The 23,394-nt window shown below is 70.3% G+C and carries 27 protein-coding genes; 15 read left to right on the forward strand and 12 right to left on the reverse strand.

Annotation, left to right across the window (positions count from 1 at the left end):
• Positions 1-22 precede the first annotated feature (22 nt).
• The 4 genes from ACLBX8_RS07235 (at position 23) to ACLBX8_RS07250 (ending at position 2,321) form a co-directional block, all read left to right on the forward strand.
• Entirely contained in the window at positions 23-478 is a 456-nt protein-coding gene (locus ACLBX8_RS07235) for a response regulator (RefSeq protein ID WP_042675510.1), read from the forward strand.
• 78 nt (positions 479-556) lie between these two features.
• Positions 557-757, forward strand: a complete 201-nt coding sequence (locus tag ACLBX8_RS07240; protein WP_020092074.1) for a hypothetical protein — start codon at positions 557-559, stop codon at positions 755-757.
• Positions 758-872: 115 nt separating this feature from the next.
• Entirely contained in the window at positions 873-2,048 is a 1,176-nt protein-coding gene (locus tag ACLBX8_RS07245; protein WP_447714829.1) for an alpha/beta hydrolase, read from the forward strand.
• A 72-nt stretch (positions 2,049-2,120) separates the two neighbouring features.
• Entirely contained in the window at positions 2,121-2,321 is a 201-nt protein-coding gene (locus tag ACLBX8_RS07250) for a hypothetical protein (RefSeq protein WP_020092076.1), read from the forward strand.
• Between the two features lie 3 nt (positions 2,322-2,324).
• Here the strand turns inward: ACLBX8_RS07250 and ACLBX8_RS07255 are convergent, their stop codons facing one another.
• From ACLBX8_RS07255 to ACLBX8_RS07285, 7 genes are read right to left on the reverse strand one after another with little or no spacing between them, the layout of a single operon-like run.
• Positions 2,325-3,281, reverse strand: coding sequence for a YncE family protein (locus ACLBX8_RS07255; RefSeq protein WP_447698660.1), 957 nt, complete (start codon positions 3,279-3,281; stop codon positions 2,325-2,327).
• Complete coding sequence (locus ACLBX8_RS07260; RefSeq protein WP_056528820.1) at positions 3,278-3,811, reverse strand: SRPBCC family protein; 534 nt, start codon at positions 3,809-3,811, stop codon at positions 3,278-3,280. Before ACLBX8_RS07260 ends, ACLBX8_RS07255 begins: the two co-directional genes overlap by 4 nt.
• 21 nt (positions 3,812-3,832) lie before the next feature.
• Positions 3,833-4,423 (reverse strand): DUF447 domain-containing protein, encoded by a 591-nt coding sequence (locus ACLBX8_RS07265; RefSeq protein ID WP_447698659.1) that lies wholly within the window; start codon positions 4,421-4,423, stop codon positions 3,833-3,835.
• A gap of 4 nt (positions 4,424-4,427) precedes the next feature.
• Positions 4,428-5,990, reverse strand: a complete 1,563-nt coding sequence (locus tag ACLBX8_RS07270) for a DUF6513 domain-containing protein (RefSeq protein ID WP_447698658.1) — start codon at positions 5,988-5,990, stop codon at positions 4,428-4,430.
• On the reverse strand, positions 5,987-6,562 hold the full coding sequence (locus ACLBX8_RS07275; protein WP_447698657.1) for an amino acid kinase family protein: 576 nt from the start codon (positions 6,560-6,562) through the stop codon (positions 5,987-5,989). The genes ACLBX8_RS07270 and ACLBX8_RS07275 overlap by 4 nt, the downstream gene beginning before the upstream one ends.
• Positions 6,559-7,260 (reverse strand): (5-formylfuran-3-yl)methyl phosphate synthase, encoded by a 702-nt coding sequence (locus ACLBX8_RS07280; protein WP_447698656.1) that lies wholly within the window; start codon positions 7,258-7,260, stop codon positions 6,559-6,561. The genes ACLBX8_RS07275 and ACLBX8_RS07280 overlap by 4 nt, the downstream gene beginning before the upstream one ends.
• Before the next feature lie 27 nt (positions 7,261-7,287).
• A complete protein-coding gene (locus ACLBX8_RS07285; RefSeq protein WP_427508820.1) occupies positions 7,288-7,812 on the reverse strand; it encodes a DUF3280 domain-containing protein in 525 nt (174 codons plus the stop codon).
• 186 nt (positions 7,813-7,998) lie between these two features.
• Between ACLBX8_RS07285 and ACLBX8_RS07290 the strand changes: the two genes are divergently transcribed.
• The 9 genes from ACLBX8_RS07290 to ACLBX8_RS07330 all read left to right on the forward strand — a co-directional run bounded on the left by ACLBX8_RS07290 (position 7,999) and on the right by ACLBX8_RS07330 (position 16,795).
• Entirely contained in the window at positions 7,999-9,270 is a 1,272-nt protein-coding gene (locus tag ACLBX8_RS07290; protein WP_447698655.1) for an ABC transporter substrate-binding protein, read from the forward strand.
• Positions 9,271-9,391: 121 nt separating this feature from the next.
• Positions 9,392-10,378 (forward strand): YVTN family beta-propeller repeat protein, encoded by a 987-nt coding sequence (locus ACLBX8_RS07295; protein WP_447698654.1) that lies wholly within the window; start codon positions 9,392-9,394, stop codon positions 10,376-10,378.
• 67 nt (positions 10,379-10,445) lie between these two features.
• Positions 10,446-10,880 carry a hypothetical protein gene (locus tag ACLBX8_RS07300; protein WP_447698653.1) on the forward strand — a complete coding sequence of 145 codons (435 nt, stop codon included), beginning with the start codon at positions 10,446-10,448 and terminating at the stop codon, positions 10,878-10,880.
• Entirely contained in the window at positions 10,880-11,122 is a 243-nt protein-coding gene (locus ACLBX8_RS07305; protein ID WP_447698652.1) for a hypothetical protein, read from the forward strand. The genes ACLBX8_RS07300 and ACLBX8_RS07305 overlap by 1 nt, the downstream gene beginning before the upstream one ends.
• Positions 11,119-11,868: an ABC transporter ATP-binding protein gene (locus ACLBX8_RS07310; protein ID WP_091926704.1), complete on the forward strand. Its 750-nt coding sequence runs from the start codon at positions 11,119-11,121 to the stop codon at positions 11,866-11,868. Before ACLBX8_RS07305 ends, ACLBX8_RS07310 begins: the two co-directional genes overlap by 4 nt.
• Entirely contained in the window at positions 11,865-12,758 is an 894-nt protein-coding gene (locus ACLBX8_RS07315) for an ABC transporter permease (RefSeq protein WP_020092089.1), read from the forward strand. The genes ACLBX8_RS07310 and ACLBX8_RS07315 overlap by 4 nt, the downstream gene beginning before the upstream one ends.
• A gap of 13 nt (positions 12,759-12,771) precedes the next feature.
• On the forward strand, positions 12,772-13,410 hold the full coding sequence (locus tag ACLBX8_RS07320; RefSeq protein WP_091676777.1) for a hypothetical protein: 639 nt from the start codon (positions 12,772-12,774) through the stop codon (positions 13,408-13,410).
• Positions 13,411-13,657: 247 nt separating this feature from the next.
• Positions 13,658-16,228, forward strand: coding sequence for a TonB-dependent receptor (locus tag ACLBX8_RS07325; RefSeq protein WP_447698651.1), 2,571 nt, complete (start codon positions 13,658-13,660; stop codon positions 16,226-16,228).
• Between the two features lie 213 nt (positions 16,229-16,441).
• Positions 16,442-16,795, forward strand: a complete 354-nt coding sequence (locus tag ACLBX8_RS07330) for a hypothetical protein (RefSeq protein ID WP_132366675.1) — start codon at positions 16,442-16,444, stop codon at positions 16,793-16,795.
• 41 nt (positions 16,796-16,836) lie between these two features.
• On the opposite strand, the gene ACLBX8_RS07335 is transcribed toward ACLBX8_RS07330, so the two are convergent.
• The 4 genes from ACLBX8_RS07335 to ACLBX8_RS07350 all read right to left on the reverse strand — a co-directional run bounded on the left by ACLBX8_RS07335 (position 16,837) and on the right by ACLBX8_RS07350 (position 21,777).
• Entirely contained in the window at positions 16,837-18,354 is a 1,518-nt protein-coding gene (locus ACLBX8_RS07335; protein WP_447698650.1) for an undecaprenyl-phosphate glucose phosphotransferase, read from the reverse strand.
• A 144-nt stretch (positions 18,355-18,498) separates the two neighbouring features.
• Positions 18,499-19,698: a glycosyltransferase family 4 protein gene (locus ACLBX8_RS07340; protein ID WP_447714830.1), complete on the reverse strand. Its 1,200-nt coding sequence runs from the start codon at positions 19,696-19,698 to the stop codon at positions 18,499-18,501.
• Between the two features lie 141 nt (positions 19,699-19,839).
• Positions 19,840-20,523: a PAQR family membrane homeostasis protein TrhA gene (gene trhA / locus ACLBX8_RS07345; RefSeq protein ID WP_447698648.1), complete on the reverse strand. Its 684-nt coding sequence runs from the start codon at positions 20,521-20,523 to the stop codon at positions 19,840-19,842.
• A gap of 150 nt (positions 20,524-20,673) precedes the next feature.
• Entirely contained in the window at positions 20,674-21,777 is a 1,104-nt protein-coding gene (locus ACLBX8_RS07350; RefSeq protein ID WP_447698647.1) for a COX15/CtaA family protein, read from the reverse strand.
• A 210-nt stretch (positions 21,778-21,987) separates the two neighbouring features.
• Between ACLBX8_RS07350 and ACLBX8_RS07355 the strand changes: the two genes are divergently transcribed.
• Both ACLBX8_RS07355 and ACLBX8_RS07360 read left to right on the forward strand, forming a co-directional pair.
• A complete protein-coding gene (locus tag ACLBX8_RS07355) occupies positions 21,988-22,194 on the forward strand; it encodes a DUF2842 domain-containing protein (protein WP_012319661.1) in 207 nt (68 codons plus the stop codon).
• 66 nt (positions 22,195-22,260) lie between these two features.
• Positions 22,261-22,626 carry a hypothetical protein gene (locus ACLBX8_RS07360; RefSeq protein WP_020092097.1) on the forward strand — a complete coding sequence of 122 codons (366 nt, stop codon included), beginning with the start codon at positions 22,261-22,263 and terminating at the stop codon, positions 22,624-22,626.
• Between the two features lie 24 nt (positions 22,627-22,650).
• Here the strand turns inward: ACLBX8_RS07360 and aat are convergent, their stop codons facing one another.
• Positions 22,651-23,334 (reverse strand): leucyl/phenylalanyl-tRNA--protein transferase, encoded by a 684-nt coding sequence (aat, locus tag ACLBX8_RS07365; protein WP_020092098.1) that lies wholly within the window; start codon positions 23,332-23,334, stop codon positions 22,651-22,653.
• Positions 23,335-23,394: the final 60 nt, after the last annotated feature.

Below are 23,394 nucleotides of genomic sequence, written 5' to 3' on the forward strand. Positions count from 1 at the left end.
CCCCTGTAGAGTGTCCTGGTCCATGAGCGATTCGGTACAGCCTGGCCAGAAGCCCGTGATCCTCGTCGTGGAGGACCAGCCCGACGAGCGCTTCCTCGCGGCCACGCTGCTGGAGGATACCGGCTTCACGGTGATCGAGGCCGAGACCGCCGATCGCGCCCTGGCGATCCTCAACGATCGCGCGGACGAGGTCAGTGTCGTCTTCTCGGACGTCCGCACGCCCGGACCGATCGGCGGCTTCGAGCTCGCGCGGATCATCGGCGTGACTTGGCCGCGCGTGCGAGTCCTGCTGACCTCGGGCGACGCGGGCGACCAGCCGAGCGACCTGCGCGTCTCGGCGACATTCATCCCGAAGCCGTGGCGCGCCGAAGACATCCTCGCCTGGGTGGAGCAGGCGGCCGGGCGACCCTCGGCCGGGTCGGGACCGTCCGTTATCGGACCGGGCGGCAAAATAATCCCGTCCGGCTTGGAAACCTGAGGCGGCCGCACAGTTGTACGCCACTCCGGAGCGCGCCGCGCCCGGACTTCCGCAGTACAACCGATCCCCGATGCCGCCATGAAGATTGTCGCAACCAACCACGCCGATTCACTCCGACGCCCCGGTTCGCGGGATTCGGCGGAATCCGCCGTTCTCGACACGGTCCGGGAGGGGCTGCTCAGTGTCTACGGCACGGCGGATCGCGACCTGCCGGCGGAATTGGCGGCGCTGGCGCGGCAGCTCGACCGTCCGGGTCCCGCGGGCTGCGGCCCGACCTAGCTTCTGCCGCGGAACCTTGACAGGAGACTGCGCCAGCGGGTCGCCAAGACGAGAGAATCTGCTATTCAGCGCATTCTGACCTGCCGACGCAGTGCGTCTCTCAGTCGAGTCCCGGATGCGTCTCACAGTTCTTCGCGGATCGCTCACCGCCGCCGCGATCATGACCCTGGCCGGTCTCGCGTGCGTTCAGGCGGCGACCCCGCCGGCCCAGCCCGCCGACGGCGCGGGCGGTGTGGGTGACCGCAAGGCGACGGTGACCAAGCGGCTGCTCGGGCGCGGCACGGCCTCGACCTACGCGTTCTACGCCGCGGGCGCGGCCCCCGAGACGGGCCGGCCGGTCGCGATCGTCCTGCACGGGTGGGGCGCGGTCAATCCGCAGAGCTACGGCGGCTGGATCGATCATCTCGCCCGCCAGGGCTGGCTCATCTTGTATCCGCGATTTCAGGAGGTGAACCGGACCCGCCCGGCCGACGCCCCGTCCATCGCGGAATCCCTCGTCAAGGCGGCCCTCACCGAGATCGCGATGGACGGCGAGGCGAAGCCCGACCTCGGCCGCGTCGCGATGATCGGCCACCTCGCCGGGGCTCCGCTCGCCATGGATCTGGCTGCCGCGGCCAAGGCCCAGGGCCTGCCGGTGCCGAAGCTGATCTTCGCGGTGATGCCCGGCGGCATCGCCAGCGGGCCAAAATCCCGCGGCATCGCCCTCACCGACCTGTCGGCGATCGATCCCGCGACGCTGATCGTGACCATGGTCGGCGACAAAGACACGCGGGCCGCCGATCTCGCGGCTAAGCGCCTCCTGCGCGAGGCGAGTGCCGTGCCGCTGGAGCGCAAACTCTTCGTGCGGGCCCTGTCGGACGATCACGGCTTTCCGGCCCTGACGGCGACACTCGCGTCCCCGGCGGGGGTGGACACGGCCTATGACGGCGGCGCCATCAAACCGGGACCGGAGCCGAAGGACGCGACCAAGGACGCGGCGAAGCCGCCGCCATTCCGCTGGTCCGCCGACATGGCGCTGTCCGGCGAGCAGCAGACCCTGGTCTCGCAGATCAACCTCGCCCGGGTCGACGCGCTCGATTATCTCGGTTTCTGGAAGACCTTCGACCTCGCCGCCGCGGCGGCCTTCGCCGGGTCGGATGCGGCGGCGCTGAAGAACAATCCGCGCCTCGCCGACATGGAGCGCTGGAGCGACGGCTGGCCGGTGAAGCGGCTCGCCGTCGAGACGCCGCGGCCCACACCGGCCGCTCAGGCCGGGACTCCGGCGCCCGCACCCACCGGACGCAAGCGCTGAGATCGACGCTGCGACAGCTTGGCCTTGGCGCGCGGCTTGCTAATCTCTCCCCGTTCGACACGGAGGGAGATCATGCCCGAGTTCGTCGCCAGCCTGCTCGCCGCCGCGGCCTTCTGCCTGACGTTGCTCGCGCTGAACGCGCTGACACGGCTGCTGATCCAGGCGCATATCGCCCCCTCGGATCTCGGCGAGACCGGCTTCCTGCAGGTCGGCGGCGCACTCCTGATGGCCCGGGCGGCCTACCGGCGCGCGCCCCAGCGCCGACCGGGCTGACGCTCAGCGCAGGAAAGCGCCGAACGAGCGCGGGCCGTTGCCCGTCGGGATGGTCTTCAGCACCTTGAGCGTCTTCGAATCGAGCACACTCAGCGTGTTGTCGCCCCAGTTGGCGACGTAGAGGCGTCCGTCGGGATCGGCGGCGATCCCCTCCGGGTGGTCGCCGACATCGACGTCGGCGATCGGCTTGAGCGTGGCGAGGTCGAACGCCGTGACGCTGCCGGCATACTGGTCCGTCACGAAGCCGCGCCCGCCGGCGAGGGCGATGACGTAGGGCCGGCGGCCGGTCGGGATGCGGCCGATCTCGCGCCCCGTCTTCAGATCCAGCACCGAGACGTCGTCGCCGGTCACGTTGGCCGTGTAGGCGCGCCCCGCCGCGGCATCGAGCGTGATTCCGAACGGATGCTGCCCCACCGGGATGACCTTGGTCTCCCGCCGGGTCGCGGCGTCCACGACCGAGACCGTGTCGCCCTCGCGATTGGCGACGTAGAGCGTCGCTCCGTCGGGGCTGACGGCGATCCCTGAGGGTGAGGCGCCGACCGCGATCACGCCGTCCGGCACCAGGGTGCCGTCGCGCTCGATCAGCACGAACAGGCGGTGCCCGTACCAATCGGCCACGTAGACCGTTCCGCCCCGCGGGTCGGAAGCGACGCCGAGCGGGCCGCCGGGCAGCGGCACCTCCGACAGGACCTTGCCGGCGTCGAGGTCGAGGATCGCGAGGCCGTGCCCCTCCGGGCGCGTGACGTAGGCCCGCCGGCGATCGGGCGACAGGGCGATCCCAGCCGGGGCCCCGTCGACGGGGATGCGGCGCACCACCGTCCCGGCGGCCAGATCGACGATCTCGACCGCGCCGCCGAGTTGGGCGGTGACGACGGCCTCCCGGGCCGGTTCGGCACGGGAGGCCGTCGCCACGAGGACGAGGCCGGCGGCGAGGGCCGCGCGGCCCCGGGCCGGGCTCACGAGCCCTTCTCGACCTTGGCCTTCAGGTTGGCGAGGCTCGCCTTGATCCAGTCGCCGACGCCCTTCTCGGAGGCCTCGTCGTTCAGATCCGGCGGCGGGTCGTTGTTCATGTAGCCGCGATAGAAGGCCGCCTTCCACTCAACCTTCGACTTGGCGTTGCCCTCGGGCTCGACCGTGATCGTCGCCGAGTAGTCGTTCGCCGGAAGATCCTTCACATCGACCTTGTCGATGTAGTAGGAGAACATCTTGTCCTCGGGCTTGTACTTGTTGCTGGTCTCGGAAATCTGATTGCCGTTCTTGAGCGTCAGCACGCGCTTGAACTTGCCGGCCGGGTCGCCGTTGAGTTCCGTCTTGGTGACGTTCTGCATCCAGTCGGCGTTCTTCAGGTCGCCGACCACGGCCCAGACCTTGTCGGCGGGGGCGTTGATCTCGATCGACTCGGTGATCTTGCGCCGGGTCGGGCCGTGGGCCTGCGCGGTCGCCGCCACCAGGGCCGCCGTGGCCGCCAGGGCCAGGGTGATTTTCTTCATCTTGTCCTTCTCCTCCCGCCCTCAGCGGTCGTCGCGATCGAGGACGCGCGCCTCGGGGCCGAGGGCCGCCGCGACCTTGTCCTCGATCCAACCCCAGGCCTCGCGCTCGCGCGGTCCCGCGGTCTTGCCAATGGCGATGGCGAGGTAGGCCATCTCCGTCAACACCTTCTCGGGCTCCAGCATGTGGAGCCGGGTCGAAAGAATGGCGGCCTCGAGGACCGCCGCCTGCGCGCGGTTGAAGCCGATGAACGGCGCGTGCGCGGCGCTGTGGACCATCCGGCCCCGGAAGCGCGGCCGGCTCTCGTGGGCTTCGACGGAGGCGACCGCGAATTCCGCGTGGCCGAAACTGTCGGCGAGGCGGCGGCCCTCGATCGCCGCGCACGGCAGCGTCGGCCACTCGCGCCGGCCCGTCACCGCGCCGGCGATCACGCGGATGTCGCGCGGGCTCGAGGCCGCGAAGCAGGGATTGGCCTCCAGGTTGACGATCGTCGGCGATGGCCGGAACGGCGCGAGGACGTAGCCCTCATCCTCGCCGATCAGCCCGAACGGGACGAGGTGCAGCTCGCCCGCCGGGGACAGGGTGGTGACGATGGTCTCGAGGATCAGCGGCATGGCCTCACGCCTTGTCGGCGGGGACGAGGCGCCCGCAGACCAGCTTCGACGGCGGATCCTGCGGGCGCTCGGGCGCGACCGCGGCGCGCGCCGCGGCCTCCGGGACGGTCTCGGGCTGGCTCGCGTCCGCTTCGGGCCCGGCCAGGCGCGCGTCGCGGGTCCCGGGCGGGGGCGCGTCGGGTCCGGAATGGCGGGTGTGGCCGGCCTTCTTGAAGGCGGTAGCATCCTCGACGTCGGCGTCGGCCGCGCAGCCCCAGTCGAGGGCCTCGTCCTGAACGTAGCGCTTGCCGAGGCGCCACGCCGTCTCGGCCTTGGCGAGTTCGGCGCCGAGATAGAAGGCGTGGGCGCCGTCGCTCGCCACGTCGAGGTCGGGGAAGAAGGCCATCGCGTCGGTGCCGACCCTGTGGATGTCGCGGTTGTAGAGGTGGATCCCGTCCTCGGCGATCACGATCCGGTAATTCGGGTCGCGCACCTCGGCGGCGGCCTGGGCGATCTCGTCGGCGGTCTGCACGAACGGGCGCTTGTCGTGAAGGGCGAGGAGCGCCCGGCCGTAGCCCTTCGGCAGCGCCGAATCGGCCTTGGCCGCGTACATGACCCGCCGGGCGGCGTCGTGCTCCTCGACGGTGCGGCGGGTGTGGTTGGAGACCTGCACGATCAGCACGTTGCGGATCGACAGCTCCGAGCACATCCCGACGAGCAGCGCCGTGACGCCCAGGGAATCGGCCTCGGTCAGCTCGGTGAGGTTGCCGGTACCCATCATCATGTCGATCTCGGGCCAGCGGGCGCGGGTGTCGCGGTAACGCGCGATCGAGTCGACGAAGCCGTGGTGGATCGGCTCGAGGATCGGGTCGGCCAGGAACGGCCGCCCCGCCTTGAGCATGCGCTCGATCGCACGATCGAGGGAGGGCAGGTCGTCCGGCCGCATCGGCACGAGGATCGGCATCGCGTCGGTCTCGAAGGCGAGATCGAGGGTCTCCTCGTTCAGGCTCAGCAGAAAGTCGGCGCCGGCGCCGGCGCCCCGGACCAGTTCCTCGCGGGAGAAGGAATCGACGCTGACCCTCAGGCCGGCGCCCTTCAGCGCCCGCACGGAATCCTCGAGGTGCGGGAACGGGGTATCGGGCAGGCCGCCGAGATCGATGACGTCCGCGCCGCGCCCGGCGAGATCGAGCCCCTTGGCGAGGATCTGGTCGACGCTCATCTTCGACGCGTCCACGATCTCCGAGAAGATCCGGAGGTCGTGCCGGGACAGGTCGACCTTGCGGGCGGTCAGGCCGAGCCAGGCCGGCAGGTCGACCACCTCGTCGGGTCCGCGCTCCACCGGGACGCCGAAATGCGCCGCGAGGTGCTCGGGATTGGCCCGGCACCGGCCCGGCAGGACGATCCGCGTGGCGCCCTCGGGCAGCACGACCCGCCGGCGGATGATCTCCTCGGTCATCAGCGCCGCGACCTTCACGCCGGCATCCGCGATGCTCCAGTGGAGGGTCGGCGGGAGCCCCGCCGCGACCTTCTCGAGCCGCGCCCGGGCGAGGCGGCCGGTGACGAAGACGATGTGCTCGGCGGTGCTCACGCGGCGGCCCTCGTCTCGACGGCGATGCGGCGGTGCGGTCCCCAGACCTCGATCGTCCCCCCGAAACCGGCCGCGAAGCCCGGGAAGGCAGCGTCCACGATCCGGTCCCGCGCCAGCGCGGCGGGGTCGAGGCCCGGCGGCGCGTCGACGGATTTCACCAGGACGCAGCGCTCCGCCCCGACCCGCGCCGCGAGCCAGAGGGCGAGGCTGTCCGAGGTTACGTCCCAGGTCTCCGAAATGTCCGGGTGACCGGCTCGGAGAGTGCGCGGGTTCCAAACCCGTATCCGCGCGGGCGCGGCCTCAGCCCAGGGCTCCAGGCTCTGCACCAGCCGCGGCTCGATCCCGCGGAAGATGCCGGCCGCGTCGCCCATGGCGTCGAGCGCCCGGCGATGGGCCTCGGCGTCGCCGAAGCGCTCCCGCGCCTGCGCGGCCCGGACGGCGTCCGCGAAGGCGCCGCCGCCCGGCACCACGATGCAGCGCCCGTGAGCGCCGTCGCCGATCGCCTCCAGCAGGGCGCGGCGGCGATGCGGATCCGCCTCAAGGCTGCCGCCGATCTTGATGACGCTCGTCACGCCGCGTCCTGCCGGCTCGGCCGCAGGGCGCGCAGGGCCTCGGTCACGCGCAGGGGATCGATGCCGTTGCGGCGGTCGAAGTCCCGGCACAGGCCGCCGCGGAAGCCGAGGTAATCCGGCCGGTGCGCGCAGAGGCCGGGGATGTCGATGACCCGCAGCGACCCAGCGAGGCCGCTCATCAGGCCGTTCGCCCGGCAGGCGGTGGTGAAGGCCGAGAGGTCCGAGGGCGCGGCGAGGTCGGGCAGGCGGGCGCCGGTCTTGCCGGCGGTGTCGATCATAGCGCCCGCGAAGCCAGCCGCCGCCAGGGCGGGCACATGCGGGGCCGCCGGCCCGTCCTCGGCGAACAGCACGGCGATCAGCCGGCCCGGCGCGGCCGCGACGCGATCGGCCAGCGTCGCCGCGTCCCGGATCTCGGCAGGACGTAGACCGACCTTCACCCAGTCGACGCCGGTCCGGGCCAGGGCGGCGACGGATCCGGCCGCCGGATCGGCCACCGCGCTCGTCGCGGCACCGCCGGACACGCGGGCGACGATCTCCCGCACGACGTCCTCGTCCAGGGCGCCGAGCGCCCCGCGCTCCGGGTCCTTGGCGTCGATCAGGTCGGCGCCGGCGAGGCGGGCTGCCTCGGCCTCGGCCGGATCGCGAACGCTGACGAGGAGCCGGGGCAGGGGGTCTTGCTGGATGGTGGACGCGGGCACGAAACACTCGAACTTGAACGGGCCGTCTCAGGACTTCCCGGGCAGCGGCTCGGCGAGCAGGCGGTTCTTGACCACCCAACGCATCGCGTGCGCCCAGGTATCGTCGGTGTCGGCCCGGATCGTCACCTGCCCGCCGCGCACCACCTTGCCGGTATCGGCTTCGGCGATCGCGACGCTCAGGTTGAAGATCTGGCCGGACCCCTTCTCCACATAACCGGTCACGACGAGATCCGCACCCAGGCTCTTGGCGATGTCGGCAGCGCAGCCGTTGCATTTGTAGAGCGGCCCCTCCTTGGCCACGACGTCGGCCTTGGGCGCGGTATCGACGATCTCCAGACCGGCCTTGTCGCGCAGGGCATTGCGCAACTCGTCGGTGACGAGGGCGAGCTTCCGGGCGTCCACCGGCCGCGTCCGGGATCCGTAGGCGGCACCGGGATCGAACAGCTCGACCGGGAAGACGGCGGCCTTCTCGGCGGCGCCGGCCGCACCGGGCAGGGCGGTCCACAGGACGACGCCGCAGGCAAGCGCGGCGCGGAGAGACGTGTGGCGCATCGGCGGGAGCTTCCTCTCGAGGCGTGCGACCGCCCGAGGCGGCGGCATCGTTCCCGCCATAGGTCGGGCGAAGGGACAATTTGGCAATGTACTTCCGCGCCCGCCTAACCCACGACGGTAACGTGAACGTCGGGACGAGACGCCGCGGTTGAGCGGCCTGAGCGGAAGCTGATAGAGGCCGCGCGCATGCACCATCCTGCACCCGACACGGCCCTCCGGCGCAAGACGCGCCCGTCCTGGCTGCGCGCGGCCGCCGTCGCGCTCGCCATGGCCCCGGCGGCGGCGCGGGCCGAGGACCCGGTGCCGGCCGCGGCGGCGCAGCCGGCCCAGGCCGCCGCTCCGCAGGCGCTCGAGACCCATGTCGGCCTGATCTACCGGCTGCAGCCTGCCCCGTCCTCGTATGATGCCGAGGCGGCGCCGGAGGACGAGGGCCTGGCCGGTGCCAAGATGGGCATCGCCGACAACAACACCACCGGCCGCTTCACCAAGCAGACCTACGTCCTGGACGAAGTCGCCCTGACCGACGACAAGCCGGACGCCGTGGCGGCGGCCAAGGAGCTGATCGGCAAGGGCGTGCGCTACCTGGTCCTGGCGCTCCCCGCCGACGCGGTTCTGGCCGTGGCCGACGCCGTCAAGGACACGGGCGCGGTCGTGCTCAACGCGGGGGCGCCCGACGATCGTCTGCGCGGAGCCGAGTGCCGGGTCAACGTGTTCCACATCCTGCCGTCGCGGGCGATGCTCACCGACGCGCTGGCGCAGTACCTGACCGTGATGCGCTGGCGGAAGCTCTTCCTGATCGTCGGCCCGACCGACGCCGACAAGGCCTACGCCGACGCGATGCGCAACTCGGCGCGGAAGTTCGCGCTGAAGATCACCGCCGAGAAGCCCTGGACCTTCGGCCCCCTCGCCAAGGCGCGCGGCGACACGCCGACCCGCGCCGAGGCGATGGTCTTCACCCGGGGCCTCGACTACGACATGGCCATCGTGGCCGACGAGGAGGGCGACTGGGGCGACTACGTGCCCTACCGCACGGTCGATCCGCGCCCCGTCGGCGGCACGCAGGCGCTGACGCCGACGACCTGGTCCCCCGTGCTGGAGACCTGGGGCGCCGCGCAGGCCCAGAACCGGTTCCGGCGGCTCGCCTCCCGGCTGATGCGCCCGCTGGACTATCAGGTCTGGGCCGCGGTGCGGACGGTGGGCGAGGCCGTGACGGCCAAGAAGACCAACGACCCGGCCGTGATCGCCCCGTACCTCGTCGAGCCCGCCTTCACGCTGCCGGCCTACAAGGGCGTGCCGCTGAGCTTCCGGCCCTGGGACCACCAGCTCCGGCAGGCGATCATCGTGGTACAGCCGAAGGCGCTGGTCTCCGTCGCACCCGAGCAGGGTTTCCTGCACCAGCGCACGCCCCTCGACACGCTGGGCGTCGACCTCCCCGAGACCACCTGCAAGTTCAAGTGAACCCGCGGCCTGCGGCGATGGCGAGCGGCCAAGGCCCTCGCAACGCGCGGAAATCGCACTACAAACGTCCCCCGAGAACGTCCGCCCAGGGCGCCGGGCCGTCACAAGGGAAGGAAACCGTATGAGCCGCCGCGTCGTCGAGGCATGTCTGCGTGGGGTCGCCCTCGGTGCGTGGTTCGCCCTGTGCGGGCCGGCCGCCGCCTTCACCGCCTACGTGACGAACGAGAAGGGCAACTCGGTCAGCGTCATCGACACCAACACGATGGCGGTGACGGCGACGTGGAAGGTCGGGCGGCGCCCGCGCGGTGTGACCGTCTCCAAGGATGGCAAGGAGCTGTTCGTCTGCGCGAGCGACGACGACCGGATCGACGTGCTCGACACCAGTTCCGGAAAGGTGGTGCGCTCGCTGCGCTCCGGGCCGGATCCGGAGCAGTTCATCCTCGACGCCTCCGGGAACCCGCTCTACGTGGCCAACGAGGACGACAGCCAGGTCACGATCATCGACATCGAGAAGAACAAGGTGCTCGCCGAGGTACCGGTGGGCGTCGAGCCGGAGGGGATGGGCCTGTCGCCGGACGGGAAGATCCTCGTCAACACCTCCGAGACGACCAACATGGCCCACTTCATCGATACGAAGACATTCCAGGTCATCGACAACGTGCTGGTCGACGCCCGGCCGCGCTTCGCCGAGTTCACCGCCGACGGCAAGTTCCTGTGGGTCTCGGCGGAGGTCGGCGGCACGGTGAGCGTGATTGACGTCGCCCAGCGCCGCGTGATCAGGAAGATCACCTTCAAGATCCCGGGCGTGAACGACGAGGCGATCCAGCCGGTGGGCATCCGGATCACCAAGGACGGATCCAAGGCCTTCGTGGCCCTCGGGCCGGCGAACCGCGTCGCCGTGATCGACGCCAAGACCTACGCGGTCGAGAAGTACCTGCCGGTCGGCCAGCGGGTCTGGCAGCTCGCCTTCACGCCTGACCAGAAGCAGCTCTTCACCACGAACGGCACCTCCAACGACGTCTCGGTGATCGACGTGGCCGCCGAGAAGGTGGTGAAGAGCATCCCGGTCGGGCTCCTGCCTTGGGGCGTGGCGATCTCGCCGAACTAATCCGCGCGACCTCCGGGCGCCGAGCGAGGACGGCCGCGCGCGACGCGGCCCTAGGGTGGAACACGACATGACACGCATGTTTCGAACGGCGGCCCTCAGCCTGGCAGGGCTGCTCGCCGCGGCACCGGCCAGTGCCCTCGACCTGACCAAGAAGCGGGAGAACCTGCCCGACCTCGTCCTGGGCGACGATCAGGGCAACGACTTCGTGGTCGAGAACAAGGACATCACGCTGGAATCCGGCAAGGCCTACCGGCTACGGATCGTCGCCAAGGGGCGCCAGGAATACAAATTCTACGCGCCGGAGTTCTTCCGCTACATCTGGTTCAACCAGATCGTGATCGAGCACAAGGAGATCCACGGCGGCGGCCCACCCGATCACCTGGAGTTCGACGATCCCGGCGAGATCGCCATCGAGTTCGTCGCGATCAAGCCCGGCACCTACTTGTGGTCGGTGCACGGCCTGGAGTCCAAGGGCATGACCGGCACGCTGACGGTGAAGTGATGCGCCTCCTCCTCCTCTCCGCCTGCCTCCTCGCCGCCGGCCCGGCCCTCGCGGCCGACGACGCCGCGTCCTGCGCCGAGGGCATCACGATGATCCGCGATGCCCTCGCCCTAAACCCGCCCGAGACGGCGGTGCCGAAGCTCAAGAAGGCCCTGCGGGTGGCCGAGCGGGAGCAGAAGGAGGGCGAGTTCGACGAGTGCCTCGACGCCGTCTCCGACGCCCGGAAGGTCCTGGGCCGATGAGCGCGACCGAGCCGGCGGCCCTCCTGATCGAGCATGTCGGCCACAAGTTCGGCGCCCGCGCCGCGCTGGACGACGTCTCGATCACGGTGGAGCGTGGCCACTTCGCCGCGCTGCTGGGGCCGAACGGCGCCGGCAAGACGACGCTGTTCTCGGTCATCACCCGGCTCTACAACAACCAGACCGGGCGGGTCTCGATCTTCGGCCACGCCCTGGATCGCGAGCCGTCCCGGGCGCTGGCGCGGCTCGGCGTCGTGTTCCAGGCCCGCACCCTCGACACCGACCTGACGGTCGAGCAGAACCTCCTCTACCACGCGAGCCTGCACGGCATCGCCCGTGGCGCCGCCAAGGTCCGTGTGGGCGAGCTGCTCGACCGCGTCGGACTCGCGGACCGGCGCCACGACAAGGTGCGCACACTCTCGGGTGGCCAGTCGCGCCGGATCGAGATCGCCCGCTCCCTGATCCACCGCCCCGACCTGCTGCTCCTCGACGAGCCCACCGTCGGCCTCGACCTAGAATCCCGGGCCGACATCGTGGCGATCGTCCGCGCCCTGGTGCGCGAGGAGGGGTTGTCGGTGCTCTGGGCGACCCACATCTTCGAGGAGATCGCGGACGACGACGACGCCGTGGTGCTGCACCGGGGCCGGATCGTCGCCCGGGGCCGGGCCGGCGGGATCGGAAGGCCCGGCGAGGCGCTCGCCGACGCGTTCCGCCGCCTGGTCGCCGAGCCGGGGAGGGCGGCGGCATGACGAACCCGACACCGCTCGCCACCCGGATCGGCACCGCCCCGCCGCGCGGCCAGGCCGCGCGGATCGGCCGCCTCGACGCGGTCGGCTACCTGATCTGCCTCGGCGGCATCGTCCGCCGCGAGCTGCTGCGCTTCTTCAATCAGAAGGAGCGGTTCTTCTCGGCGCTGGTCCGGCCGCTGGTCTGGCTGTTCATCTTCGCGGCCGGCTTCCGCAACACGCTCGGCGTGTCCATCGAGCCGCCCTACCAGACCTACGTGCTCTACGAGGTCTACGTGGTCCCGGGCCTCGCCGTGATGATCCAGCTGTTCAACGGCATGCAATCGTCGCTGTCGATGGTCTACGACCGCGAGGTCGGCTCGATGAAGGTGCTGCTCACCTCGCCCTATCCGCGGTGGCTGCTCCTGCTCGCCAAGCTGATCGCCGGCGTCGCCGTGTCGATCGTGCAGGCCTACGCGTTCCTGGCCGTGGCGTATTTCTGGGAGAGCGACATCCCGTGGCTGGGCTACCTCGCGGCCCTGCCGGCCTTCCTGGCCACGGGGCTGATGCTGGGGGCGATCGGGCTGTTCCTGTCCTCGCTGGTCCGCCAGCTCGAGAACTTCGCCAGCGTGATGAACTTCGTGATCTTCCCGATGTTCTTCGCCTCGTCGGCCCTGTACCCCCTGTGGCGGATCCGGGAATCCTCCGAGACCCTCTACTGGATCTGCGAGCTGAACCCATTCAGCCACGCGGTCCAGCTCGTCCGCTACGCCCTCTACCTCCAGTTCGAGCCGGTCGCCTGCGCCGTGGTGCTGGGCGTGGGGCTCGCCTTCTTCGGCATGGCGGTGGTCGCCTACGACCCCGGCCGCGGCATCATGGCCCGGCGCGGCGGCCCGGCCGGCGACAACACCTGATGGAGTCCGCCCAATGAACGTCCTCCTGACCCGCATCGTCGGCCCGGCGCTGGGGCTCGCGATCCTCGCCGGTCCAGCCCTGGCGCAGCCGAAACAGGATCCGGATTGGCCCTGCGTCCAGCGCAAGGTCGCCACACTCAGTCCCGGCCAGTTCTGGACCGGTCCCGACGTGGAGGCCGCCGGCGACTGGGGCAGCGACAACGACGCCGCCGTCCTGGCGCAGAAGATCGCGTCGCGCCGCACCGACCTCTCGCAGGTCGGCCCGCTCCTCGACACGTTCGCGGAGAAGTTCGGCTCCGACAAGGACGCGAAGGACAAGGCCCTGACCCGCGTCTACGCCGGCGTGTTCGAGGTGCTGAACGGCGAGCGCAACAAGGTGGTGGGTGGCATCGCGCGCTACGCGCAGGGCCAGCGACGGATGGCCGAGCGAATCCGCGACGAGGCCGACAAGATCAGTCAGGTGAAGGACGCGCCGAGCGCCTCCGACGCCACGGAACTCCCGAAGGACCAGTCCGAGCTGGAGACGAAGTTCGCCTGGGATCGCCGGATCTTTCAGGAGCGAAGCCAGTCGCTGACCTATGTCTGCGAGGTTCCGCAGTTGCTCGAGCAGCGGCTCGGTGAGATCGCGCGCCTGATTCAGGCACGGCTCTGACCACGCGCCAGCGATCATTGCCAAACTATCCCGGGCAGATTGCCGAAATATCCTTAAGTGGCTGAAATCTTTACCGAAACTGTTGCTGTTTAACCACGTGGCGGCGGCTTCGGTCGGCGCGGGCCGGAAATGAGGCCGAAACGCGTCTCACGTGTTCTTGAACCAATTGTGCGCGTTCCCGGCACCCTCCAAGAAAGACCCAAGCTCGGCAGTCACGAGCACGTGTTTGGGTTTGAGGGGGTTGGGGATGTCACTTCGGGCGCTTCGGAGCAGCCTGGTCGCGTCGGCATCGGTGCTCGCCGGGACGGTTCTCCCGGCAGCGGTGCAGGCTCAGCAATCGGTCACGCTCGGCGAGATCAGCGTCGTCTCGACGTCGCCGGTCGGGTCCGGCGGCGGAAATTCGAGCCAGGCGCAGATCTTCAACGGTCCCGGACCGGTGCCGCCGGCCGGCTCCCTGGGACCGAGCACCGGCGTGCGGCTGCGCGGCTCCGAGCAGCCGCTCTACAAGATCCCCAGCACCGTCGAATCGGTCACGGCGAGCGATATCACGATCGATCGCGCCAGCGACAACCTGACCACAACGCTGGCCCGCCGCACGCCCGGCATCAACATCTCGGACTCGCAGGGCAACAACAACCGCGTCGACATCACCTACCGCGGCTTCACGGCCTCGCCCGTGCAGGGCGTGCCGCAGGGCCTCGCCGTGTATCAGAACGGCGTGCGCATCAACGAGGCCTTCGGCGACATCGTCAACTTCGACCTGATCCCGCCGCAGGCAATCCAGCGCATCGACGTGGTCACCGGCAACCCGGTCTTCGGCCTCAACGCGCTCGGCGGCGCGGTCAACATCCAGATGAAGAACGGCTTCACCTGGCAGGGCACCGAGATCTCGGCCTGGGGCGGCTCGGACGCGCGCACCGCCGGCTATCTCGAGTACGGCAAGGTCTCCGGCCCGTGGAGCGTCTACTTCACCGGCGACGGCCTGAACGACCGCGGCTGGCGCTACGAGAGCCCGAGCACGATCGGCCGTCTCTACGGTGACATCGGCTACCGCTCGCAGGATGCGGAGTTCCACCTGATCGGGCTCGCCGCCCGCAGCTTCTTCGGCGCGGCCGCGGCCACGCCGGTGGACTTCACCCACCGCGACCCGCGGGCGATCTTCACCTTCCCGCAGACCACCACCACCGAGGTCGGCACGCTCCAGCTGACCGGCCGGGTCGACATCTCGCCGACCTGGGACCTCGCCGGCAACGCCTATTTCCGCCGCTTCAGCCAGACCTACGTCGACGGCAACGACGGCAACTTCGAGAACTGCAGCACACGCTCCAGCTTCCGCGGCAACCTCTGCTTCGAGGATGACGGGTTCAGCCCGGCGGCCGGACAGTCGCAGCTCGCCTTCCGCAACCAGTTCCTGATCCTGGGGCAGCAGAACCAGCGCATCCCGTTCCGGGCGGGCATCCCGTACGGCACGCTGGACACGACCCGGACGGAAGCTACAGGCTTCGGCGGCTCGCTCCAGGCCGCCAACCGCGACCGGATCTTCGGCTTGTCCAACACCTTCGTGGTCGGCGGCAGCATCGACGCGGCCAATTACGGCTTCAAGTCGTCCAGCACGCTCGGCGTCATCAACCCGGATCTGTCGATCACAACCAACCCGAGCAACCCGTTCTACGGCAACGTCCCGGGCCTCGGCACGCCGCAGCTACGGACCGCCGGCGCGCTCGGCATCGCGCCGAGCTCGGTCAACGGCTCCAACCTCTACATGGGTCTCTACACCCTCGACACGCTCGACGTGACCGACCGGCTGTCGCTGACCGCCGGCGCCCGGCTCAACTTCGCGCGCATCCAGAGCGAGGACCTGACCGGCTTCTCGCCGGACGTGACCGGCACGCACTACTTCAACAAGATCAACCCGGTCGCCGGCCTGACCTACCGGTTCTTCGACGCGCTGAACCTCTACGGCAGCTACTCGGAGTCGAACCGCGCCCCGACCCCGCTGGAGCTGGCCTGCGCCAACCCGGACCGGCCGTGCCTGCTGCCGAACTCGCTGGTGGCCGACCCGCCGCTCAAGCAGGTCACCGGACGGACCTACGAGGTCGGCTTCCGCGGCCAGCTGCCGAACACCTATGACGGCGGCATCATCACCTACAAGATTGGCGCCTTCCGCACCGATCTCGCCAACGACATCCTGTCGCTGGCCACCCCCGGCAACACCGCCCGCGCCTACTTCGTCAACGTGCCGTCGACGCAGCGGCAGGGCATCGAGGTCGGCGGCGAGTACACGGCCGATTACCTGCGGGTCTACGCCAACTACGCGCTGGTCGACGCGACCTTCCAGTTCAACGGCACCCTGTCGTCGCCCAACAACCCGCTCGCGGATGACGGCGCGATCCAGGTCCGCAAGGGCAACGTCGTGCCGCTGGTGCCGACCCACCAGATCAAGGCCGGGTTCGACTACTTCGTCACGCCCAACTGGCAGTTCGGCCTCTACCTCCAGGCCTTCTCCTCGTCCTATTTCCGCGGCGACGAGTCGAACCTGAACCGCAAGCTGCCGCCGTACTACGTTCTGAACTTCCAGACGAAGTATCAGGTGACGAAGAACCTCGAGGTCTTCGGCCTCATCACCAACCTGACCAACAACCGCTACACCACGTTCGGCACCTACGCCGAGCCGGGCGCGGTGGCGGGCAACCTGCGGATCAGCGATCCGCGGACCACGACCCTGGCGCAGCCCTTCTCGGTCTACGCCGGCATCCGCTACGCCTTCGGCGCCGATCCGGTGCCGATGTCGCCGGAGCCGATCATCCGGAAGTACTGATCCGTCAGCGGCGTCGAGAGGCGGGCGCCTCCCGCGGCCAGAAGGCCGCGCGGGGCGCCCGTCGCGTTTCCGCGCTACCGCATGCGGCCTCCTGTCTCGGGAACGGGCCCGTTCGCCCGGCGTCTCCCCGGTAGCCGCACCGGCGCATCACCGTCCGCTCATGCATGAGGGGTCGGCGCCGGCCGCATCCCGACACCGTGGAGCCTCGTCCCGATGATCATGCGTTTCGCCGTTGCAGCCCTGGCCCTGGCGGCCGCCACGCCGGCCCTGGCGACCCCGTGCGCCGACGAGGTCGACACGCTGCAGCGGCGGCTGGACAGCGCCGGCGCGGCCTCGGTGACCGGCACGACGCCGCCCGGCGGCACCACGTCCTCGAACTCGCCCAAGGCGCTCGACACGCCGCCGGCGCTCACCAAGTCGGACGCCGCCGTGAAGCCCACCGCCGCGGGCGTCGAGGAAGCCAAGAAGCTGGTCGCGCAGGCGCGCCAGCAGGACAAGGGCGGCGACGCCCAGGGCTGCCGCGACACGATCCTGAAGGCCAAGGAGAAGGCCGGCGCGCTGCCGTAGCGCGCTTCCGGCCGGCACCGCTCCGGTGCCGGCCCTTCCGCTCAGTAGGCGTTCTCGGTCTTGAACAGCGCGAACGGCGTGGTCAGCAAGATCTGCAGGTCGAGCAGCACCGACCAGTTCTCAATGTAGTAGAGGTCGTGCTCGACGCGCCGCTGCAGCTTCTCTGAGGTGTCGGTCTCGCCGCGCCAGCCATTGACCTGCGCCCATCCGGTGATGCCGGGCTTCACTTTGTGGCGCGCGAAGTAGCCGTCGACCACTTGGTCGTAGAGCGTGTTGGCGGCTTTGGCCTGCAACGCGTGCGGGCGCGGGCCGACCAGCGACAGGTCGCCCTTGAGCACGTTGAACAGCTGCGGCAGCTCGTCGAGCGAGGTCTTCCGGATGAAGCGCCCGACCGGCGTGACCCGGGGATCGCCCCGTGTCACCATCTTGGCCGCGCCGGCGTCGCACTGATCCACGTACATCGAGCGGAACTTGTAGACCTCGATCAGCTCGTTGTTAAACCCGTGGCGCTTCTGCCGGAACAGCACCGGCCCGCGCGATGTCAGCCGGACCGCGAGGGCGATGACCAGCATGAGCGGCGATAGCGCTAGCAGCATCATCAGGCCGACGCAGCGGTCGAACAGCGCCTTCACCACGACGTCCCAGTCGGCGATCGGACGGTCGAACACGTCCAGCACCGGGACGGAGCCCAGATACGAGTAGCTGCGCGGGCGCAGGCGCAGCTTTGCGGCGTGCGCCGAGAGACGGATGTCGATCGGCAGGACCCAGAGCTTGGCGAGCATCTGGAGGATCCGGGCCTCCGCGGTGATCGGGATCGTGAAGACGATCAGGTCGAGCCGGGCGTGCCGCGCGTAGGCGACGAGGTCGTCGACGTTGCCGAGCTTCGGGTGCCCCGCCACCACGTCCGAGGAGCGATCGGCGTTGCGGTCGTCGAACACCCCGACGATGCGGATGCCGCTCTCGGTCTGCGTCTCCAGGGCGGCGATCAGGTCCTCCGCGGGCTGTCCGCCGCCCACGATCGCGGTGCGCCGGTCGAACCGTCCCGCCCGGGTCTGGGCATCGATGATGCGGAACAGGACGAAGCGGCCGACCAGCAGCATCGCGAGGCCGGTGCCGAAGAAGGTCGCGAGCCAGAGGCGCGAGTAGTGGTCGGCGACCTTGGCCAGCACGAGGCCGGCGGCGACCATCAGGAACGTCATCGACCACGCCGCGATCAGCCGGACGGCGGTCTTGAAGAAGCTCCGGAAGGCGGCGACCCGGTAGCCGCCGGACGCCTGGATCAGCGTCACGGTGATCACCGCGATCATGCCGATCGCGCCCGCGTAGGTCAGCCCGAACGGGACGCGGCCGCGGAGCATCAGCACGTGCAGCAATGCGCCCAAGCCGAAGATGAGCGCGCATTCCAGCCCGCGCACCAGACCGGCCACCACGACGGGCGAGATCGCCGTCGGGCCGGGGACGGCGGCCTCGGCGAGGGGGACGCTGCCCTTGGCCGGGGTCGAGGACGCCTCCATCGGGACGGCGGCCTCGAGAAGATCGCGAATGTCGAACGCGCTCATCGATCGGCTCCCCCCGAGCCTTACGGTCGCTGCCTCGGCGAAACCCTGGCACGGGGCGTTGTGGGAACATTTAAGAGCGCGGGCGCCGCCGCCTTTTCCACCGCGGCGCACAGGCCCCCGTTCCTCTTGCTGCTGGTCTCGTCGTCAGGCGGTCCGGGCCCCGGCGATCGCGCGCGGTGCGGGATCGCGGCGCTCCGCGCGGGCCTCGAAGGCCGCGGCGTAGCCGGAGATCACCTCGCTGCCCATGCGTTCCAGGGAGAAGCGCTGCCGGATCGAGGCGCTCAGACTCTGCGTCCGCTCGGTCAGGGCCTCCGGCGCGGCGTCGAGGACCCGTCGGATCCCCTCCACGAGCGCCGCCGGGTCGCGCGACGGCACGAGGTCGCGCGCGGCCGCGCCGAAGATCTCCGGGATTCCGCCGACCCGGGTGGCGACCAGGGGCTGCGCCGCCGCGGCAGCTTCCAGCACGACGTAGGGCAGCGACTCCGCGAGCGACGGGACGACGAGGATCCGCCCGCGGGCGAGCACGGAGCGGATCGCCTGCGGCGGCTCGAACGCCACCGCGTCGGCGAGGCCGAGCCGCGCCACGGTGTCGCGAAGGATCTCGGCATCCGGTCCCGACCCAACGAGGAGCAGGCGCAGCGCCCGGCCCTCGGCCCGCAGCCGGACCAGGGCCTCAAGCAGGTAGGGCAGGCCCTTAGCCTCCCGCAGCTCGCCGACGTAGAGCAGGTCGAAGGGCTCGGCGACGCGGTCCAGCGGCGCGAACTCGGCCTCGGCGATGCCGTTGTGCACGATCCGCGTCACCCGCTCAGGACCGCCGACGAAGCTCCGATGGCGGCCGGCGACGTACTCGCTCTCGAACAGGAACGCGTCGGTGCGGCGGGCGAGCACCGCCTCGGCACCCATGTAGAGGCGGTGCAGCGGGCTGCCCGGCCGGTAATTGTAGCTGCCGCCGTGCGGCGTGTAGGCGCGGATCGCCGGACCCGCCGCGGCGAGCCGGGCATAGGCGCCGCCCTTGGCGCCGTGTCCGTGCAGGACCTCCGCGCCGACCTCCGCGGCCCTCTGCGCCACGGCCCGGAGGCAGGACCAGTCCGACGGATGCGGATTGCGGCGCATCGTCAGCCGGACAAGGCCGAGGTCCAGGCAGGGCACCAGGTCCGCCAGGGCGCCCGCAGCGCGGTCGCCGCCGGTGCTGGAATCACAGACGAGACCGACATGGTGCCCCGCGGCCGCCTGAAGGCGAGCGAGATCCATCACGTGCCGGAACAAGCCGCCCACCGGCGCGCGGAACACGTGCAGGATCCTATAACGCTGAGCGATGCCAGAGTCGTTCGTCTTCGGGACCACGTTCCAGCTCCCGGGAATATCAGTCCCTAGGTTGTGGTGCACCCGTGGTCGCAGGAAACTTAATGCAGGTCGCCGCGTCTCGACCTTTCCATCAGGACGGTAACCGGAATTTTACGCGCACGGTCGCAATCGATCCCAACGCTACGTCATCGGCGAGCCGTTCAGGCTGGCCCAGATCGTCCCGTAGTGGCAGGCCGTGGCGGCGAGGACGAAGCCGTGCCAGATCGCGTTCTGGAAGGGCAGGGTCCGCCAGATGTGGAACACGACGCCGATCGAATAGAGCGCTCCGCCCATTCCCAAGAGCCACAGGGCGGTCGGCTGAAGCGCCGCGATCACTGATTCGTAGGCGAACAACCCGCTCCAGCCGAGCAACAGGTAGAGCCCGATCGAGAGGCGATCGAACCGGCCCGGCAGAAACAGCTTCACGGCGATCCCGATGAGGGCCACGACCCAGATCATCGCAAGGAGCGCGTAGGCCCGCGGGCCCGACCCGACGAGGGCCACCAGCGGCGTGTAGGTCCCGGCGATCATCAGGTAGATCAGCGCGTGATCGGCGCGGCGCAGGAGCCATTTGCGCGGGCTCACAGGGTAGAGATTGTAGACGGCCGAGACGCCGAGCATCAGGACGAGGGCCGTGGCGTACACGACAACGGCCGCACGTTCGCCGATCCCGAGATGCGCCGTGACCGCGGTCGCCACCAGGGCAACGGCACCGGCGAGGCCGAGCACCACGCCGAGACCGTGGATCACGCCATCCGCCATGATCTCCCGCGGCGTGTAGTGCCAGGTCAGGGAGAGCGGTCGACCATCCTCCGCGAGAGACATCTTGAAGCCTCCTGCAACGCGTGCAGCTTAAAGCTTGAGAAGTCTTAGTCGTTCCATGTGCAGATTGCTGATGGGGAGTTATCCCAAGGTTCCACTGAAAGCGGTAAAAGTCTCGTGCGGCGCAGCAAGACCGCTGCACCGCACGAGAGCCTAGATGCGGCCGGCGGCGAGCCCCTCGAAGCCCAGCGGCGGCTCGGCGGCTGCGGGCTCGACCAGGCCGGATCCCCGGCCGAGGCGGGCATGGACGGTGGCCATCGTGAGCACCGCCATGGCGAGCACCTGATGCGCGAGCGCCGCCCAGAGCGGCACGGCGAGGAGCAGCGTCGCGATCCCAAGCGCCATCTGGGCGAGGACGAGGATGACGACCCCCGTGGCCCGCCCAGCCGCGCTCTTCGGGCCGGTGAGCCGGGCGTCGACGGCGTGCAGCACCGCCACGACGAAGACGAGGTAGGCCGTCACCCGGTGGTCGAACTGAACGAGGGCGTGGTTGTCGATGAAATTCTCGATCCACGGCCGGATCGCGAACAGGCTGTCCAGCGGCGGGACGAGGTGGCCGTCCATGGTCGGCCATGTGTTGTAGACGAGGCCGGCATGCGAGCCGGCGACGAGGCCACCGAGGAAGATCTGCACCAGGACCAGGATTGGCAGCAGCAAGGCCGTGGCCCGCAGGCGCGCCGGGGCGGGCGCCAGGACGCCGGGGCGCTGGCCCGCGGCCAGCCAGACCAGCCCGGCCAGGATCAGGCTCGCGGTGGTGAGGTGCAGGGCGAGCTTGAGCGGCGCCACGGCCGTCATGCCCGGCTGGAGGCCCGAGGCGACCATGATCCAGCCGATGGCGCCCTGGAGGCCGCCGAGCGCGCCGAGACCGAGCAGGCCGAGGCCGAGCCGCCGGCCGATCCGGCCCTGCCACCAGAACACGATCAGCGGCAGGAAGAACACGAGGCCAATCACCCGGCCGAGCAGGCGATGGCCCCATTCCCAGCCGTACAGCACCTTGAAGGCGGACAATCCCATCCCCTGGTTGAGGATGTTGTATTGCGGCGTGTCCCTGTACTTGGCGAACTCGGCCGCCCAGTCTGCCTCCGTCAGCGGCGGGATCGCGCCCGTGACGGGGCGCCACTCGGTGATCGACAGGCCGGACCCGGTCAGCCGCGTCGCACCGCCGACCGCCACCATGGCGACCACCAGGGCCGCGACCACGTAGAGCCAGGTTCGCACCGCCCCCGACCGCCGGTCGCCCGCGCCGCTCATGTCCATACACGTCCCTTCCGCGGAGACCGGGATGCTCCCCGCGGTGTCCGGGTTAGGGGATGTCCGGTCGCCCATCAACGGCGCCGGCGCCGCAGCCCGCGTCAGCGGGCGCGTTGCCAACCGGGTTCCGGGACGGTAGCCGTCGCCCGTCCGAGCCCGCAGCGCCCTCCGCGGGGCCGGGGGCACAGTCCGAAGGCACGGTCCAGGAACACAGCAATGCGCCGCCGCACCCGGACCCTGATCGGCACTCTCGCCATCCTGGTCTTCGTCTGCCTCTACGGGCCGCTGGCGATGACCCTGGCCGATAGCCGCATCTCGGAGACGCCGGCGGCGGTGCAGGCGGTGATCTACTCGATCCTCGGCATCGCGTGGATCTTCCCGCTGATGCCGCTGATCCGGTGGATGGAGCGACCCGATCGCTGAGGCCAACCCTCGATTTTGCCGCACTCGGGGATCACAAGCCTGCCGTCGTCGCTCGAGACCCCCTCCGTGCACCGCCCGACTCTCTGCCTCAAGCCACTGGCCGCTCTCGTCGTGCTGCTCGCGCCCCTGCCGGCCCTGGCGCAGGGGACACCGCGCTCCATCGGTGAATGCGAGCGTCTCAAGAACGACCTCGCCTACAACCAGTGTCTCGCGATGTTCGGACCGGCGGCCAAGAACGTCGCCGGGGGCTACGCCTCGGCCGATACGGCGGTCGCCATGGCGGCGACGCCCGCGGCGGCCATGGCCGAGCCGATCCCGCAGGTGGAGGAGACGGTCGAGGCCAGCACCAGCCGGCGTCGACGCTACCGGTCCGTGCGCGGCCGTCAATACGCCTCGTTCTCGACCGGCTACCGCCACCGGCGTCGGCGCTAGCGGCCACCGGCGCGGGTCGCTGCCCTAGCGGCGATCCGGAGCTTCGAGCGCCTCGAGGACCCGCGTACCCGGAACCGAACCGTCGCCGGGCCAGACGTTCCAGTCGGCGACCTGATCGAGGGCCTCGGCGAGGCGGCGCTTGTAGACGTGGCGCGGCACCTCCTCGGCACCGAACTGCGACAGGTGGTCGGTGACGAACTGGGTATCGGCGAGCCGGTAGCGCCCGGCGCGCAGGCGGGCCATCAGGTGGACGAGGGCGACCTTCGAGGCGTCGCGGACCTCGTGGAACATGCTCTCGCCGAAGAAGGCCGCCCCCAGCGAGACGCCGTACAGGCCGCCGACGAGCCGGCCGTCCGCGCCCGCGTAGACCTCGACCGTGTGGACGTGGCCGATGTCGAACAGGGCGCCGTAGAGCTCGCGGATCCGCCCGTTGATCCAGGTGCGCTCGCTGTCCCGCCGGGGCGCCGCGCAGCCGTCGATCACCCCGTCGAAATCGGTGTCGCAGCGGACCACGAACTGGTCGGACCGCACCGTCCGGGCGAGGCGCCGGGGAACGCGGAACGTGTCGAGGGGCAGAACGCCGCGCGCCTTGGGTTCGACCCAGTAGAGCGTGGGATCGTCGGCATCCTCCGCCATCGGGAAGATGCCCGCCGCGTAGGCCTTCAGCAGGATCTCAGGGGTGATGTCCACGCGGGCGGTGTCGTGCATGCCGTGAATGTCGCGCGCGGACGGCGCGAAGACCAGATCCCGCGCGCGCCGCGCTCGCCG

It is taken from the genome of Methylobacterium sp. D48H, from assembly GCF_053345715.1.

Bases quoted from the DNA above. Each gene is read 5' to 3' on its own strand.
- ACLBX8_RS07235 (WP_042675510.1), top strand. From the start codon at position 23: ATGAGCGATTCGGTACAGCCTGGCCAGAAGCCCGTGATCCTCGTCGTG.
- ACLBX8_RS07240 (WP_020092074.1), top strand. From the start codon at position 557: ATGAAGATTGTCGCAACCAACCACGCCGATTCACTCCGACGCCCCGGT.
- ACLBX8_RS07245 (WP_447714829.1), top strand. From the start codon at position 873: ATGCGTCTCACAGTTCTTCGCGGATCGCTCACCGCCGCCGCGATCATG.
- ACLBX8_RS07250 (WP_020092076.1), top strand. From the start codon at position 2,121: ATGCCCGAGTTCGTCGCCAGCCTGCTCGCCGCCGCGGCCTTCTGCCTG.
- ACLBX8_RS07260 (WP_056528820.1), bottom strand. From the start codon at position 3,811: ATGAAGAAAATCACCCTGGCCCTGGCGGCCACGGCGGCCCTGGTGGCG.
- ACLBX8_RS07265 (WP_447698659.1), bottom strand. From the start codon at position 4,423: ATGCCGCTGATCCTCGAGACCATCGTCACCACCCTGTCCCCGGCGGGC.
- ACLBX8_RS07285 (WP_427508820.1), bottom strand. From the start codon at position 7,812: ATGCGCCACACGTCTCTCCGCGCCGCGCTTGCCTGCGGCGTCGTCCTG.
- ACLBX8_RS07290 (WP_447698655.1), top strand. From the start codon at position 7,999: ATGCACCATCCTGCACCCGACACGGCCCTCCGGCGCAAGACGCGCCCG.
- ACLBX8_RS07295 (WP_447698654.1), top strand. From the start codon at position 9,392: ATGAGCCGCCGCGTCGTCGAGGCATGTCTGCGTGGGGTCGCCCTCGGT.
- ACLBX8_RS07300 (WP_447698653.1), top strand. From the start codon at position 10,446: ATGACACGCATGTTTCGAACGGCGGCCCTCAGCCTGGCAGGGCTGCTC.
- ACLBX8_RS07305 (WP_447698652.1), top strand. From the start codon at position 10,880: ATGCGCCTCCTCCTCCTCTCCGCCTGCCTCCTCGCCGCCGGCCCGGCC.
- ACLBX8_RS07310 (WP_091926704.1), top strand. From the start codon at position 11,119: ATGAGCGCGACCGAGCCGGCGGCCCTCCTGATCGAGCATGTCGGCCAC.
- ACLBX8_RS07315 (WP_020092089.1), top strand. From the start codon at position 11,865: ATGACGAACCCGACACCGCTCGCCACCCGGATCGGCACCGCCCCGCCG.
- ACLBX8_RS07320 (WP_091676777.1), top strand. From the start codon at position 12,772: ATGAACGTCCTCCTGACCCGCATCGTCGGCCCGGCGCTGGGGCTCGCG.
- ACLBX8_RS07325 (WP_447698651.1), top strand. From the start codon at position 13,658: ATGTCACTTCGGGCGCTTCGGAGCAGCCTGGTCGCGTCGGCATCGGTG.
- ACLBX8_RS07330 (WP_132366675.1), top strand. From the start codon at position 16,442: ATGATCATGCGTTTCGCCGTTGCAGCCCTGGCCCTGGCGGCCGCCACG.
- ACLBX8_RS07335 (WP_447698650.1), bottom strand. From the start codon at position 18,354: ATGAGCGCGTTCGACATTCGCGATCTTCTCGAGGCCGCCGTCCCGATG.
- trhA (WP_447698648.1), bottom strand. From the start codon at position 20,523: ATGTCTCTCGCGGAGGATGGTCGACCGCTCTCCCTGACCTGGCACTAC.
- ACLBX8_RS07350 (WP_447698647.1), bottom strand. From the start codon at position 21,777: ATGGACATGAGCGGCGCGGGCGACCGGCGGTCGGGGGCGGTGCGAACC.
- ACLBX8_RS07355 (WP_012319661.1), top strand. From the start codon at position 21,988: ATGCGCCGCCGCACCCGGACCCTGATCGGCACTCTCGCCATCCTGGTC.
- aat (WP_020092098.1), bottom strand. From the start codon at position 23,334: ATGCACGACACCGCCCGCGTGGACATCACCCCTGAGATCCTGCTGAAG.